Annotated in this window: 19 protein-coding genes; 2 read left to right on the forward strand and 17 right to left on the reverse strand. The window is 61.0% G+C overall.

The genetic code is table 11. The features are described from left to right. On the reverse strand, positions 1-702 hold a 702-nt coding region (locus KBY71_RS12055; RefSeq protein WP_254929147.1), incomplete at its 3' end, for an ATP-binding protein. Between the two features lie 263 nt (positions 703-965). Here KBY71_RS12055 and KBY71_RS12060 point away from each other — a divergent pair. Beyond that, positions 966-1670, forward strand: a complete 705-nt coding sequence (locus KBY71_RS12060; protein WP_254929148.1) for a hypothetical protein — start codon at positions 966-968, stop codon at positions 1668-1670. A 4-nt stretch (positions 1671-1674) separates the two neighbouring features. Here the strand turns inward: KBY71_RS12060 and KBY71_RS12065 are convergent, their stop codons facing one another. The 13 genes from KBY71_RS12065 to KBY71_RS12125 all read right to left on the reverse strand — a co-directional run bounded on the left by KBY71_RS12065 (position 1675) and on the right by KBY71_RS12125 (position 10098). Then, positions 1675-2154 (reverse strand): hypothetical protein, encoded by a 480-nt coding sequence (locus KBY71_RS12065; RefSeq protein WP_254929149.1) that lies wholly within the window; start codon positions 2152-2154, stop codon positions 1675-1677. Positions 2155-2163: 9 nt separating this feature from the next. Further along, complete coding sequence (locus tag KBY71_RS12070; RefSeq protein WP_254929150.1) at positions 2164-2691, reverse strand: hypothetical protein; 528 nt, start codon at positions 2689-2691, stop codon at positions 2164-2166. A gap of 113 nt (positions 2692-2804) precedes the next feature. Further along, positions 2805-3128 (reverse strand): hypothetical protein, encoded by a 324-nt coding sequence (locus KBY71_RS12075; RefSeq protein WP_254929151.1) that lies wholly within the window; start codon positions 3126-3128, stop codon positions 2805-2807. Between the two features lie 723 nt (positions 3129-3851). Beyond that, the gene (locus tag KBY71_RS12080) at positions 3852-4019 is read right to left on the reverse strand and encodes a hypothetical protein (protein WP_254929152.1); all 168 of its coding nucleotides are present in this window, start codon (positions 4017-4019) and stop codon (positions 3852-3854) included. A 266-nt stretch (positions 4020-4285) separates the two neighbouring features. Further along, positions 4286-4591 carry a hypothetical protein gene (locus tag KBY71_RS12085; RefSeq protein ID WP_254929153.1) on the reverse strand — a complete coding sequence of 102 codons (306 nt, stop codon included), beginning with the start codon at positions 4589-4591 and terminating at the stop codon, positions 4286-4288. Continuing rightward, positions 4479-4994: a DUF3050 domain-containing protein gene (locus KBY71_RS12090; protein ID WP_254929154.1), complete on the reverse strand. Its 516-nt coding sequence runs from the start codon at positions 4992-4994 to the stop codon at positions 4479-4481. The genes KBY71_RS12085 and KBY71_RS12090 overlap by 113 nt, the downstream gene beginning before the upstream one ends. A 40-nt stretch (positions 4995-5034) precedes the next feature. Continuing rightward, positions 5035-5502: a nuclear transport factor 2 family protein gene (locus KBY71_RS12095; RefSeq protein ID WP_254929155.1), complete on the reverse strand. Its 468-nt coding sequence runs from the start codon at positions 5500-5502 to the stop codon at positions 5035-5037. Positions 5503-5534: 32 nt separating this feature from the next. Continuing rightward, positions 5535-5816 (reverse strand): MSMEG_0570 family nitrogen starvation response protein, encoded by a 282-nt coding sequence (locus KBY71_RS12100; protein ID WP_254929156.1) that lies wholly within the window; start codon positions 5814-5816, stop codon positions 5535-5537. A 68-nt stretch (positions 5817-5884) separates the two neighbouring features. Continuing rightward, positions 5885-6877, reverse strand: coding sequence for a sll0787 family AIR synthase-like protein (locus KBY71_RS12105; RefSeq protein ID WP_254929157.1), 993 nt, complete (start codon positions 6875-6877; stop codon positions 5885-5887). Then, complete coding sequence (locus tag KBY71_RS12110; RefSeq protein ID WP_254929165.1) at positions 6874-7509, reverse strand: MSMEG_0567/Sll0786 family nitrogen starvation N-acetyltransferase; 636 nt, start codon at positions 7507-7509, stop codon at positions 6874-6876. The genes KBY71_RS12105 and KBY71_RS12110 overlap by 4 nt, the downstream gene beginning before the upstream one ends. 5 nt (positions 7510-7514) lie before the next feature. Next, positions 7515-8609, reverse strand: coding sequence for an MSMEG_0568 family radical SAM protein (locus KBY71_RS12115; protein WP_254929158.1), 1095 nt, complete (start codon positions 8607-8609; stop codon positions 7515-7517). Further along, positions 8602-9594, reverse strand: a complete 993-nt coding sequence (locus KBY71_RS12120; protein WP_254929159.1) for a Nit6803 family nitrilase — start codon at positions 9592-9594, stop codon at positions 8602-8604. The genes KBY71_RS12115 and KBY71_RS12120 overlap by 8 nt, the downstream gene beginning before the upstream one ends. 21 nt (positions 9595-9615) lie before the next feature. Beyond that, positions 9616-10098: an MSMEG_0572/Sll0783 family nitrogen starvation response protein gene (locus tag KBY71_RS12125; RefSeq protein WP_254929160.1), complete on the reverse strand. Its 483-nt coding sequence runs from the start codon at positions 10096-10098 to the stop codon at positions 9616-9618. 181 nt (positions 10099-10279) lie between these two features. Between KBY71_RS12125 and KBY71_RS12130 the strand changes: the two genes are divergently transcribed. Then, entirely contained in the window at positions 10280-11575 is a 1296-nt protein-coding gene (locus KBY71_RS12130; protein ID WP_254929161.1) for an MSMEG_0569 family flavin-dependent oxidoreductase, read from the forward strand. Between the two features lie 275 nt (positions 11576-11850). Here the strand turns inward: KBY71_RS12130 and KBY71_RS12135 are convergent, their stop codons facing one another. The 3 genes from KBY71_RS12135 to KBY71_RS12145 form a co-directional block, all read right to left on the reverse strand. Next, positions 11851-12249, reverse strand: coding sequence for a LexA family transcriptional regulator (locus KBY71_RS12135; protein ID WP_254929162.1), 399 nt, complete (start codon positions 12247-12249; stop codon positions 11851-11853). 57 nt (positions 12250-12306) lie between these two features. Next, positions 12307-12525: a hypothetical protein gene (locus KBY71_RS12140; RefSeq protein WP_254929163.1), complete on the reverse strand. Its 219-nt coding sequence runs from the start codon at positions 12523-12525 to the stop codon at positions 12307-12309. A 106-nt stretch (positions 12526-12631) separates the two neighbouring features. Next, on the reverse strand, positions 12632-13107 hold a 476-nt coding region (locus tag KBY71_RS12145; protein WP_254929164.1), incomplete at its 5' end, for a sigma-70 family RNA polymerase sigma factor.

The following is a 13107-nucleotide window of genomic DNA, read 5'->3' on the forward strand; positions in this document are numbered from 1 at the left end:
ATTGGCCGTGAGCTCGGGGAAGCGGGTGAGTAGCTGGATCAGAAACAGCAGCCGCTCGAAGTTCAGCAACCGCGAGTAGCCATGCAGCTGGTAGCGGCTCTCGCTGTTGCGGGCGCGGCGGATGCGGCAATCGAGCCGGCCGAGTTCAGCGTTGAGGTGGGCTTCCAGCTGGCCATCGCGCTGGGAGATATGGCCCAGCTCGATGGCGACGATGGCCGCAAAACCCTCGGAGCGGCTGGGGGAGAAGGGCGTATTGGCCAGGGCCGACCACTGCTCGTGGATCACGGTGTCTGGCACCTGATGGCTGCTGCGGCAGCGGTTCCACTCCAGGCAGAGCTCCAGGGGGGTATTCACCCACCAGCCGATCCATTCCACGGGAACCGGCAGCTCCAGTGCCTGGGTGATCGCCAGCCGCCAGGGCCGGCGGGCGTGGGTGGCATCGACGATCACCGGGGCTCCACTGCGCAGAGCATCGGCAATGCGCTCGTTCATCACGGCTTCCAGCTGGGCCCAGGGGCCAAAGACGCCGCGATCACCAAAGAGCTCAATCCGCAACTCGCGGGTGGAGATGATCTGCGCCGGTGGCCGATCAGTGCTGCTGAGCAGCCGGGCCAGGATGCGAGCAACGGTGGACTTGCCGCTAGCGGCGGCACCGATCATCAGGTGGGCGCGAATCGGTGCGGAGGTGGTAGTTGGGGCCATGGCGCAATAGTCATGACCTCAGTATTCCCACGGATGCCTGTTTTGTGACCAGGCTGAATCCGGCGGCTCCAGAGCTGTATGGGGCCTCCAGGACTTGCGGCTGGGGGAGAGGTTCTTGTCACTGTCTCTGGGAATAACGCAATGGGGCCAGCCCCGTTGGAGCCTTTGAAGCCCGTTGCTCGCCCCGTCCCGTGCACCGCTGTTTCCCAACGCCGCCCGTTGGAGGCTCCGCTGGCTTAGCCGCTGCTCTCGTCGATCACGGGTTGGGGCGGGATTCAGAGCAGCGCTGGCAGCGCGTCGACAGTGGGCAGGCTCAGCTGGCGGCTGATCTGTTCCATCAGCACCTGCTGGAGGGAGTGGGCGTTGGCGCCGACTTGCCGCAGGCCTGGCGCAGCCCCCGGCAATGGGCTGAGCTGGTGCGTTGCGGAGCTGTGGACGCCGTGCTGCTGCAGACGGGGCAGGGCGAGAAGGCCTTGCAGGGCGCAAAGGGGGCGGACCAGCTGCTGGCGGGATCACTCGTGCGTGTGGATCTCGGCCGTCGCCCCCTAGTGCTGGCCTGCAAGCCCCCAGCCGCCGGGGGCCATCGCCTTCCCATTCCCCCTCTACGGCTGTTGGCACCGCCGCGAGCAGCGGCCATGGAGCTGCATCAGGCGCTGGAGGACATGCAGCTGGCGCCGCTGATGAGTTGCGCCAGCACCAGGGCCATGGAGTGGATCACTCAGCTGGAGCAGGGCGGTGTGTTGTTGCCGGTGCCGGCCGAGCTGCTGCTCCAACCGCCCTGGCAGCAGGCCCAGCTCACGGCGGTGCCGGCCTGGGAGCCGCTCTGGGAGCAGCTCGATCTGCTGGTGCCCCGCTCCCTGCTGGGATGCCCTGGGTTGAAGACCTTGGTTGAGGAGTTACGCCTGCGGATTGAGGGATGTCAATGCGCGCAACAGACCACTGACTCCTGTGCCGCTGGCAAGGGGTGAATTGCTATCGGGGCGAGGGGTAGTCGGACTCCTTCCACTTGAAGTCCTTGGCTTCTCGCTTCACTTTTCCGAGCGGCAGACCTGTAGCGGCCTGGATTTCCGTTTCAAAGAAGCGGCTGGCATCACCGTTGTCGAAGGCAAAGGCAAGCTCAGCGATCTCCCCTTCCGCGTTGTAGTAAGCGATGGAGAAGGTTGACTTGAACGACCGCAGACCAAAGGCCAGCAGCCCCGGAGCGCCAAAGAGAAGCGTGGCGCCTGCACCCAGTACGGCATTGGATTGGCTGCCGGGCCCACCTTTGGCCCAGCTGGTGACGGCATCAACAGGAACGGTTTTGCCGTCAACGACTAGGCGGTCGCCAAGGATCTTGACGAGGCAGTCACGCTTGCTGGCACAGCGGGCTTCATAGGAGCCCGCTTGGACCGCCAAGGGCGCGAACAGCAGCTGAGCCGTCAGCAGGACGGGAAGAGCACGGAAAAAGCTCATGGGCGATCCTCAGTTCATCGACCGCACATCTGTGGGCTTGGCCTTGGGATCAATGGCTGTCTTGCCGACCTGGACGCCGCCGTTTTCCTCCCACTTGAATTCAAAGAAGTAATCAAAGATCGACTCCCCTTCCGGCAGCTTGACGACATTGCCGTTGCCGATCACACAGCTCGATGGGTCATCCCAGCCGGTCTGGGTCTGCTTGCAGGCACGGGTGGCAATGACGTTGTGATCCCACCACTTCGAATAGCCCGTCCAGCCATTCACAATCAACGTGCTCTGCTTGAGGATCACACTGCGGCCATCGACCACATCAAAGATGGCCCAGCTGTTGGGTGCGCCCGTCACCCAGGCGTTGCCTCCCGCCAGCTTGACCTTGTAAACGACGATCTTGCCTTTGAGATCGGCCGAGTAGCCGACGCCCTTGAGGTCCACGTTGGCTGGAGTGCTGCTCGGCGCGCTGATCTCATCCCGTGGTGCCGCGATGGCTGCTCCGGCAGAGGCGAGTAGCGCAAGGCCGCCAAGAACTATGCGCATTCTGCATAGATTTCTCGTCATTGTTCTTGGGCGGCTGCTCAACAACATATGCGGGCACATTGAAAAGCAGGCTTGAGGGGCCGGCAGCCGCAGCCCCCGGCCCTGATGGCTGCTCAGGCCATCTGCAGCCGCCGTGTGGCCAGCTCATCGCGCTCGGCCTCGAGCGTGCAGCGCCGCAGCAGCTCCTGCTGGGCCAGCAGCCGCTCATCGAGCTCATCCACCCTCGCCAGGCACTGGCGGATGGCGGGCAGCACCTCTTCTTCTAAGAGGGTGATTTCCTCTTGTCCATAGGGCTGCTCGATCCAGGTGCGACGCAGCGGCAGATCGCGCCTCAGCATCAGCACCACCTCGATCGAGCGGAGCGTGGATTCGAGCAGCAGGAACGGATCTTCCTCAGGACGGCAGAACGGTGAAGCGGCAGCTGAATGAGAAGCCATGATCTTCTGCGCCATCGGGCGCAGCGAAGGGACTTCCCGAAGCAGAGGTCCGACGTCAGGAGGGCCTCAGACTGAGGAAGGCCCGGAGCAAGCCACTGGTGGACAACTCAGGGGAGCAAGGTCAGGTACTGCTTGGGTTGCAGCGGAATCCCTGAGCAGGCGCGAACCGGTGGAGCAAGACCCGGTTTCCTTGCTGTTAAGCGCAAAGCTGGAATCCCCGAGTGGGAGCGAGTGGGTGGAAGGGCGTAGGCCGCTTACCGATCTACGCAGCACGGGATGATTGCCCAGCGGCAGTTCTCAACGCAGGAACCACGACGCAGGAAGCAGCCTGGGGGTAGTGCTGGTTCTTCTGGTCCTCATCCCTGCCTGTTCAGCCAGCTGCGCAACAGGTCATGGAGATCCTGGCCCTCAACTAGATCTGCGGCCATCACGCACAGCGGGCCTTCTGGATGGGTGGCTCGCAGGATGTCTTTGGCGTGGCTCCGATCCAGCGCCTGAACAAATTGGATGCCAGCCCCGGCTTCATCACTGAAAAACACCGCGAACCTGGGCATTGGGGCTGTCGGGTTGCCGGGTTGTTTCTAGCCGCTGGCACGAAGCAAAACCGGGTGGAGTGCCATCTACAGGCAGCAGAAGCTCCAGTGGCCGCCGCGCAATCCCCGAGCAGGCGCGAGTGGGTGGAGCAAGGCCGCTAGCTACCAGCGGCCTCGAGCTGCGCTGGCCTTAAACGGCCCAGCGCAGGGGCTGCTCCCAGGCTTCCTCTGGGCAGATCAGATCCCAGCAGCAGGCGAGCGGCTCGGGCAAAGAGAAGAGCACCAGCTGCTGAACGGCCGGGGCCGGCTTGTGCTGCCTTGTGCTGCTGGAGCGGAGCAGGGTGGAGGTGGCTTGCATCGCAGGAAGGAGAAAAAACGCCCCCACTCGCGCCCAGCAAGCCGCTGGGTCAAGGCCGCCAGCAGGGCGCTCGCCTTGGCCTTGAACCTGCGGCGCTGCCAGCCCGTCAGGTTGCTGGCGCTTGGGCGAACCATCGGGGAAGTGCTCTCCCCTGCGCTGCACCACCCCTGACCCTGAACTCCAGCAAAACAACAGGGTGAAAAAGCCGGGATTTGCCCCCCGGCCGGGCTTGAGCCTGTGGCTCCTGAGCCCTTGGCTCCTGGGCCTTAGGCCAGAGCGTGCCGCTTGGCTTCTAGCTCGCAGCGCAACACCAGCAACTCATGCTGGGCCAGCAGCCGCTGATCGAGCTCATCAACGCGGGCCAGACACTCGCGGATGGCGGGCAGGACCTCCTCTTCCAAGCGGGTGATTTCCTCCTCTCCATAGGGCTGCTCGCTCCAGGTGCGGCGCAGTGGCAGATCACGCCGCAGCATCAGCACCACCTCGATGGAACGAAGGGTGGACTCGAGCAGCAGGAACGGATCTTCTTCTGGCCTGCAGAACGGTGAGGCGGCAGCAGAGCGGATGGCCATGGGATTCGGCGCCAGGTGTGGCGCAGCGATGGGACCGATCCCAGAGGCGTACTGACGCAGGAAGGAAGCACAATGGAGAGGACCCTGAGTAAGCCTGCCTCAAACTCAGGCAATGCGATCGAGCAGTGCGCTTAATGGAGTAGCGATCTATCGCGTTCAGATGAATGTTGATGCCCCGATGGAGTGATCGGTTCTGGCATCCCACCCTTCGGTACACCCAGGCTGGTGAACAGCGGCAGAAGGTGTCCATCGCGTGGATTGCGTCTGGCGAAAACATCAGGAATACGCACCCGGCGATCCCACGGCCATCACGACACTTCATGGTTGCCACCCCTTTCATCAGCAACATGAAATCCCAAACGGCAAACACATGGTGCTGCATGAACAGACGCAGCTGATCCATGGTCTGAATTGGCAGGGAGGCAGCTATTACAGAGGAAGCCTCAGAGCCCAAGCTCCGTCAGACCAGGGAAGTTCTCAGGTCGCGGCCCATCTCCCCAGGTGAACAGTCTGTCGCCTTCTTGAATGGGCACATCGTTGATACTGGCTTCACGGCGTTGCATTAGTCCAGTTTCCGAGAACTCCCAATTTTCGTTGCCGTGCGAGCGAAAAAAATTACCGGCGTTATCGTGCCATTCATACTGGAAACGCACAGCAATACGACTGTCGGTATACGCCCACACTTCTTTGATCAGTCTATAATCAAATTCCTTGGCCCATTTACGTTTCAGAAACTGGAGAATCTGGTCGCGGCCTTGGATAAATTCGCTGCGGTTTCGCCAGCGGCTGTCTTCTGTATAGGCCATGGCAACGGCCTGTGGATCACGGCCATTCCAGGCATTTTCAGCCATCCGAGCTTTCTGGATGGCGGTTTCAAGAGTGAATGGCGGAAAAGGAGGCTTGCTGGTCATGGTTATGTACTGAAGAAGTTGTTTCGCTGTGATCAGGTATTAAGGGCGCTGATGCGAACATTCTCGCTAGCGCTGTAGTTGGCGATCTTTTTCTTCAGCTTCACTGCCTCCTCGTCGGTGCGGGTGCAGGCAAAGCCATAGCGCGCTCGCACACGCTCAGAGGCCTCTTCCAAAGCGGCAAGACCCTTCTGCTCCAGCTCGGCGATGCTGAGAGTGTCGCCGGGTTTGAAAAATTCATAGATCACCGTAGATGGGGAATAGAAACTACTGGCGTCGCCATCAGGCCAGCACAGCTGAAGAACAACTTCGGGCATGAGAGTGGTTTGCTTTTGTTGGCTTTTGTGGGAGTGAAGACTGCGTTCTGCAGTGCGGGTAAAGGCGGCTAAGTGCTCATGGCCGCACTGAAGCCTGTGAGTGGTGTTGCGGCATTCCAAACCTGTTCGTTTTGTCCTTCGCTTATTAGCCATACGCCGGTGATCTCCTGGCTGAATTGGCCGATCTGGCAGTTGATCAGATTGCTGTAGGGCTGCAACATCCTCTGGAGATCAGAGAGCCTGTCTGCTGGAACTGCCAGCAGGAAGCCAAAGCTGGGGAAGCAGCTGAGCCACGCCAGCTCATCAACTCCAGTGGGACGCTCAACGGCATCCCGAGCGATCTCGATGCCCAGTCCACAGGCCTCGCAGAACATGGCCGCAGTGCCCACAAGGCCGCCCATGCTGATGTCCTTTGCGGCTCGCGTGATCCCGGCCTTGCTTAGCTGGGGGAGCAGGCCCAGTTGGGTCTGCAGGCGCTTGGGATCAGCGCTGGTGGCTGCATCCCAGAAGGGGTAGTGGCGATAGAAGCTGCCGTCGCCATCGATCAGCAACACCAGGGCATCGCCCGCCTGCGCAGAGCGTGCGGAGAGTACCGGTCCCTCAGCAACACCCAACACGGCAACGGAAAGCGCCGTGTAGGGGCTGTGGCTGTTGCTATGGCCACCCACCATCGGAATCGAAAACTTGTCACAGGCGAAACGCATCCCCTCCAGAAGCGGGGCGGCCGCCTCTTCCCCCACGCTCCAGATGCTGTTGACCAGCGCCAGTGGCCGGCCTCCCATGGCGGCGATATCGCTGAGATTTACCAGCACAGCACTCCAGCCCGCGAACCAGGGGTCTTCATCCACCAGGTCCGGGTGCATTCCTTCACAGGCCAGCAGCAGCCCACCGCGCTGTGCCGGCAGCAGGGCTGCGTCGTCGCCAAGCAGGGCAGCGACACCAAGCTCAGGAAAGGGTTGGTGGGCGAAGACAGCTGCCGCTGCCTGGATGTCGCGTTTCGACTGCAGACCACTTAGGGCCCTGAGCTGGTCTGCCAAAACGGGGTGCTCGACAGTGCTCATGCCACCTGCAAGCTGCAGGGACGCCGCTCTACTGAGGGCAGGTAGTAGGGCAGATCAGCCTCCATCAGGTGATGACGGATGCCTTGAATCTCCAATTCATCGATGGATGACCAGTGCAGCCTTTGGAAGAACCGCACGTTCTGAATCTGCACGGTGGCCAGAAAACGATCGCAACCCCAGCCATTGGCCGTCGTGACCGCTTTCCAGATCAACCCTTTGCCGATTTGGTTATGGCGGCGGAAGGCGTGATGAACGCCGAGGCGACCTCCGTACCAGAGACGGGGGCTCTGCTCCACGATCCGCACAACGCCTACCACTTGGCCGCCATGGTTTTCCCCGTGGTGCACGGCTGCGATCGGATAAGCGCGCTCGTCGAGCTCATCGAGATCGCTGGTTTCAAAAAGGTGCTGCTCTTCGCAGAAGATCGCACTGCGCAGTTGCCAGTACCCATCTATCAAGGAGGATCTATTCCTCAGCAGGTGAAACGAAAAGCGATCAGAGCTTGCCGTTGGGGAGAGTCGGAAATCGTCGGCGTCGATACCGATGCCCCAACGCACCGAGGGAGTAAACGAGGCCGGAGCTGAACTGGGGCTTCGGCCGATGTCATGGCTACTGGGATCGATGAAGAACATGGAGGTCAACGATCGGTTTCAAACAACGAAAGAGCTGAACAAGCGCCGCACTTCGCACATCCGGCGGCCATGGCTTCAGAGCTGATATCCGACTCCCTGAGCCGGGTCGCAACTGCGGAGTAGATCTCCACCATGAAGTCGGTGGATGGAGCGGGGTGGTCCTCGAGGGGAGTCCCCGAGATCGGTACGAAAGGAACCACAAAGGGGTAAACCCCCAGCTCAATCAGCTTTTTGCTGCAGGTGATCAGGGACTCGGCGCTATCGCCGAGTCCGGCCAACAGGTAGGTGGAGACCTGGCCGCGACCAAAGACCACCACAGCCTGCTCGAAGGCCCGGTAGTAGTCGTCGAGGGTGATCTCGGATTTGCCAGGCAGAATCCGGCGCCGTACCTCTGGCTCGACCACCTCCAAATGCATGCCAAGGCTGTCGACACCGGCCTGCTTCATGCGCGAGTACCAGATCGGATCTTCAGGTGGTTCGCACTGCGCCTGGATGGGAATATCCACCAGCTTTTTCACAGCCATGGCGGTTTCCGCCATCATTCGCGCCCCACGGTCATCGCTGTTCGGGGTGCCGGTTGTCATCACGAGCTGCTTGATGCCATCCAACCGAACGGCGGCTTCTGCGACCTCCGCGATCTGCTCTGGTGTCTTGCGGACAATCGTGCGGGAATCCTCAAGGGATTGCTCGATGGCGCAGAACTGGCAGGAGTCGGTTCGATCGCGGAAGCGAATACAGGTTTGAAGCAGGGTGGTGGCCAATACATCTCGCCCGTGCAGGAGCGCGATGGATCGATAGGGGGTGCCGTCGGCTGTGGAGAGGCTGTAGAAGGAGGGCTCGCTCGTCACAGCGACAGAACTCAGCGCCTCACTGGCGCAGCTGGCGAGTGCGATGCCGCCCTGTGGATCGGTCTCCAGGCTGTAGGGGGAGGTCTTCGATGCAGCGTTGTAAACGGGCACCATCACGGTGGCGCCATCGATAGTGATAGCCCGGTGATCGGAAGGGCCAGCGCCTCCACGCCGGCCTTTGTTGCCTGGGAGTGCAGGGTCGGCAACGCCATGCACCTGCAGTTCCGTGATCAAGCGACCCAGTTCAGACATCACTCATCTCCTGGTTGAAGGTCATCAACTCCGTGGCATCGAGCGGCTCAACAGCCATTCCCATGGCAGAAACCTGTGCAGCGGCTGTGTGATTGATGCGAAGGCTCAGCAGATCAGGGCGGCTGTAATGCCCCACGCTGTCCATCATTCGCTTGCGTTTGGTGATCAAGGCACGATCCAGCTCGGCAATGGCGAGCCCTTCGCCATCTGGCAGTGGACCAGCCAGATAGCGCCCCTCGGGGCTGATCACAGCGGTGTGGCAACCACCCTGAAACGCCTTGTGCAGAGAGGTATCGGGCGTGATGGTGCTGTAGTCGTCGGGGTCGAGCCAGGCTGTGGAGCAGATCACAAAGCAGCCGGCCTCCAGCGCGTGATGCCGCATGGTGACGGCCGTCTGTTCGCTGAAGATCTGGCCCACAAGGGAGCCCGGGAACTGAGCGCAATGGATCTCCTCGCCCTGTGCCATCAAGGAGAAGCGCGCCAGCGGGTTGTAGTGCTCCCAGCAGGCGAGAGCACCCACCTTGCCGAGGCTGGTGGAAACAACCTTCAAGCCCGCCCCGTCCCCCAGCCCCCACACCATGCGCTCGTGGTAAGTGGGTGTGATCTTGCGGCGTTTGAGCACGATTTCGCCGTTGCCATCGATTAAGAGCTGGGTGTTGTAGAGGCTGCCGCCATCGCGTTCGTTGATTCCCAGTAAGACGTGCATGCCGTATTGACGTGCTGCAGCAGCAATGGCATCCGTTGCTGGACCAGGGACAGTGACAGCCTGCTCATAAAGCGCCAGATGGGAGCGTCCCATCAGCACGGCAGGCTCGACGAATGAGAAGTAGGGGTAATAGGGGAGGAACGTCTCGGGGAAAACGATCAGCTCCACCCCTTCGCCTGCCGCTTCTTCCATGGCCGACAGCACCCGCTGAACTGAGCCTTTAAGGCTGAACAAAACCGGGCGGATCTGAGCTGCAGCAACCTTGATCGTGTTGACCATTTCGGCAGAAGGCGCAGTGAATCAGAGGGTCCAGGTGTCGAGAATGAAGGCATTCTCCTTGCGGTGCATCAACACGATGTCGAGAACATCGAGTGGGTTGACGGGCCGGATTCCAGGCATCAGAGCTCCTTCGCCATGGCCGTAAAGAGCCTGCAATGCAAACCGGCAGGCATACACCTTGCCGCCCTGATCCATGAACTTCTGCAGACGTGCATTGAAGTTGAGATGGCCATCGAAGGCTGCATCACCAAGCTTCGGGAAACCGCGCTGAACGCCAAGCGTGACACCAGGGCCGTATAGGAGAATCGATGTTTCAAATCCCTTGTTAATCAGGCGACTTGCCTGGAGCAGGTTCACCAGGCCGATCGAACCCTCGAAGGCCACTGTGTGAAAAGTGATCAGTGCTTTTTCGCCCGGTTCGGCTTTGACGTCGGGAAAGACCTTCTCCTCGTAATCAACCAGAAAATCGCCCGGCTCGTTTGCAGGACGGCTGACAGCAGGCATGAGTGAATGTGAGGACTGGTGCGGACTGAGCATTGCCTTGTGAGGTGGGGTACAAATGTCGCCGATGCCACCAAACGTGCTTATTCGCTGAGACTCATGTTGCATTAAGCGGTTTCGTGCGCATCGATACAGACCTCAACAGTGAATGCGTTGAAAATTAAAGATTGAGGTTGCTGCCGCTTTGAACGGATACTCTCAAGCTCGGCATCACAGTGTTGTGGTTGTAGGTGGTGGCCAGGCAGGACTTTCTGTTGCTCATGCACTTCAGAAGCGAGGCGTCACACCAGTGGTGCTCGAAAAGAACAGGGTGGGTTACGCCTGGGATCAACAGCGCTGGGATTCTTTCTGTTTGGTAACCCCCAATTGGCAGTGCCGTCTGCCGGATTTTCCTTATGACGGCCCCGACCCTGACGGGTTCATGGTGAAGTCCGAGATCGTTGCCTATCTGCAGAGCTTCGCAGCGTTTGTCGGCGCTGATGTGCGTGAGGGTGTGAGTGTCGAACGGCTCGTGCACAACGGCACTGGCTACCGCTTATTTACAACTGAGGGAGAGATTCTTGCCGACCATGTTGTGGTGGCCACGGGTGGCTATCACGCTCCTCGCCGGCATCAGGAATCACCGCGTCTACCTTCATCAACGCTGCAGCTTGATGCCCGTGAGTACCGGTGTTCCGCGTCCCTGCCAGAAGGTCCGGTTTTGGTCGTAGGTAGTGGCCAATCTGGCGCCCAGATTGCGGAGGATCTATTCCTCGAAGGCCGTGAAGTTCATCTGAGCGTAGGGTCCGCGCCGCGCTCACCTCGGCGCTATCGCGGCAAGGACACGGTGGATTGGCTGGATCGCATGGGCTACTACTCCATGCCGATCGGTCAGCATCCGGATCCGCGAGCCGTGCGCACAAAAACCAACCACTACCTCACGGGACGTGATGGGGGCAGGGAGATTGACCTGCGGACTCGCGCCTTGGAGGGGATGCATCTGCATGGAAGACTCCGCTCGATCACGGCCGATCAGATCCGTTTTGGCGATGACCTGGCGACCAACCTCGACCAGGCCGATGCGGTGTACTGCCGAATCCGAACCAGCATCGACAACTGGATAGCTAAGGAGGGCATCGAGGCCCCGGAAGAAGCTGCCTATTCGCCTTGCTGGCAGCCCGGACCGGGCGAGGATCCGGGTCTCGATCTGCGATCCCAGCCTCTGGCGGCTGTGATCTGGTGCACCGGCTACAGCAGCGATTTCCACTGGATCGACGTGCCTGTGTTTGACGGCTCCGGTCATCCGGCCCATGACCGCGGCATGACCCAGAGCCCGGGTCTCTATTTCCTTGGCTTGCCCTGGCTGCACACCTGGGGCTCGGCCCGCTTCTGCGGCGTGGCCGATGACGCAGAACACCTTGCCAGCATGATCACGCTGCGTCTGCAGCGGCGCGATGCAAGCCAAGAACGGTTGGAATGCACGGCGTTATTGGGGTCTTGATGCTGCCCTGCTGATTCACCACAACCAGGCTCAACCACTATCTGCCTGCCTGAGAGACCCTGAGGTCATCTGATGCGCTGGCAGAAACTGTGAGGTTCATTCCGCTTTGCAGGATCGGCTGTGCAACGCGCGATCGACCACTGCATCTCACAAAAGAACCTGCTCGTCTCGTCACGGCGGTTCGGCAACCGGCTCAGGCGAATAGACCTCCATCGCACTTAGGAGGAGGAGCATTTCGAGGTCATGACACCCCCCCCCACAGTCCTCACGTCAGCTCAGATCTTGCGCAAACGCGGCTTGCCAAGGTGATGCACCGCATGCACCACCACGCCAAATAGCCCTGAGCGATCAAAGACCTCCAGGTCCAAAGGAATTGCTAGTTCTCCTGGCCGCACCGGCTCAAGTAACCACTGCTCCCCCTGGCGCAGCAGCGGCCGCATCAAGAAGCTGCCCTGGTGGGCAACGACGACGACATGGCCGGAGCAGGGTTCCACACTGCGGTCGATCACCATCAGGTCGCCGTCGTTGATCCCGTGCTGGCGCATGCCATTGCCGCTGGCCCGCATGTAGAAGGTGCAGACCGGGTTGGGAATCAGGGCGGCATGGAGATCCAAGCCCTCACCCAACGAGCCCGGGCAGAAGGGCACAGGCTCGCCAATGGGCAGGTCGGCCAACATCAAACCAGCAGTGGCGGCAGTACAGCTGTTCTACTACTGATGGGGTGGGTCGGCTCAGCTGCCTGCCTCTGGCCAGGGAACCAGCTTCATATCCCCCACCTTGTTCCAGGATTTGCATTTGGGGTCGGCCAGCCGGTAGAGGGCGTTGCCGTCTGGCCCGTTCTTGGTGACGACCAGGACCGGCGCACCAGGCCAGCCGATCCGCCAAAGCTGCTCACCACCTGCCAACACAATCAAATCGCCGGTGGCAGGGTGCTTGAGATCTGGGGCCATCGCTGCACCGTAGAAACCCACAGGCGATTGGCTGCCAAGCCGCAGCGCAATTTGTAGGGGCTCGCACGGGTTAGGGGCGCCTGGCTCCGCGCAAGGCGGCTGGGCACTAGGCCCCCAGCTGCTGCCGCAAAGCCTCAAGCGCTTTCTTCTGGGCACGCTGCACCGACATGGCGCTGATTTGCAGCTGCTCTGCCGCCTGCCGGAGCGACAGGCCCTCGAGGATGGTGAGCCGCAGGGCTGTGGCTTGAGCTGCCGGCAGCTGATCTACTAGCTGCTCCAGCGCCAGATCATCAGCGGGCCCGGCTGCTTCTTGCTCTGGGGCCGCCAGCTGATCGAGCAGGCACGGCTCGCCATCGCCGTGGCCATCAAGGCTGATGTGACCCAGGGGGCACTGACCCTGCTCATGCAGCCGGCGTGGGATGCGCACCAGCCGCACCCGATCGCGCAGGTGATGCTGCAGGGCCCCTGAGATGCAGCGGCGCAGATAGGGCTCTGCCGGCTCACCTGCTTTGCAGCGCAGCACGGAGCGGAGCAGGGCTTCTCTAGCTACCTGGATTAGATCCTCCCGCTCGACCAAAGGGA

It is taken from the genome of Cyanobium sp. T1B-Tous (assembly GCF_024345475.1).
GTDB lineage: Bacteria > Cyanobacteriota > Cyanobacteriia > PCC-6307 > Cyanobiaceae > Cyanobium_A.

Excerpts from the sequence above, each read along its gene's own strand:
- KBY71_RS12090 (WP_254929154.1), bottom strand. The coding sequence starts at position 4,994 with ATGGATCAGCTGCGTCTGTTCATGCAGCACCATGTGTTTGCCGTTTGG.
- KBY71_RS12095 (WP_254929155.1), bottom strand. The coding sequence starts at position 5,502 with ATGACCAGCAAGCCTCCTTTTCCGCCATTCACTCTTGAAACCGCCATC.
- KBY71_RS12075 (WP_254929151.1), bottom strand. The coding sequence starts at position 3,128 with ATGGCTTCTCATTCAGCTGCCGCTTCACCGTTCTGCCGTCCTGAGGAA.
- KBY71_RS12120 (WP_254929159.1), bottom strand. The coding sequence starts at position 9,594 with ATGGTCAACACGATCAAGGTTGCTGCAGCTCAGATCCGCCCGGTTTTG.
- KBY71_RS12115 (WP_254929158.1), bottom strand. The coding sequence starts at position 8,609 with ATGTCTGAACTGGGTCGCTTGATCACGGAACTGCAGGTGCATGGCGTT.
- KBY71_RS12100 (WP_254929156.1), bottom strand. The coding sequence starts at position 5,816 with ATGCCCGAAGTTGTTCTTCAGCTGTGCTGGCCTGATGGCGACGCCAGT.
- KBY71_RS12085 (WP_254929153.1), bottom strand. The coding sequence starts at position 4,591 with ATGGCCATCCGCTCTGCTGCCGCCTCACCGTTCTGCAGGCCAGAAGAA.
- KBY71_RS12080 (WP_254929152.1), bottom strand. The coding sequence starts at position 4,019 with ATGCAAGCCACCTCCACCCTGCTCCGCTCCAGCAGCACAAGGCAGCAC.
- KBY71_RS12105 (WP_254929157.1), bottom strand. The coding sequence starts at position 6,877 with ATGAGCACTGTCGAGCACCCCGTTTTGGCAGACCAGCTCAGGGCCCTA.
- KBY71_RS12065 (WP_254929149.1), bottom strand. The coding sequence starts at position 2,154 with ATGAGCTTTTTCCGTGCTCTTCCCGTCCTGCTGACGGCTCAGCTGCTG.
- KBY71_RS12110 (WP_254929165.1), bottom strand. The coding sequence starts at position 7,509 with ATGTTCTTCATCGATCCCAGTAGCCATGACATCGGCCGAAGCCCCAGT.
- KBY71_RS12125 (WP_254929160.1), bottom strand. The coding sequence starts at position 10,098 with ATGCCTGCTGTCAGCCGTCCTGCAAACGAGCCGGGCGATTTTCTGGTT.
- KBY71_RS12070 (WP_254929150.1), bottom strand. The coding sequence starts at position 2,691 with ATGCGCATAGTTCTTGGCGGCCTTGCGCTACTCGCCTCTGCCGGAGCA.
- KBY71_RS12140 (WP_254929163.1), bottom strand. The coding sequence starts at position 12,525 with ATGGCCCCAGATCTCAAGCACCCTGCCACCGGCGATTTGATTGTGTTG.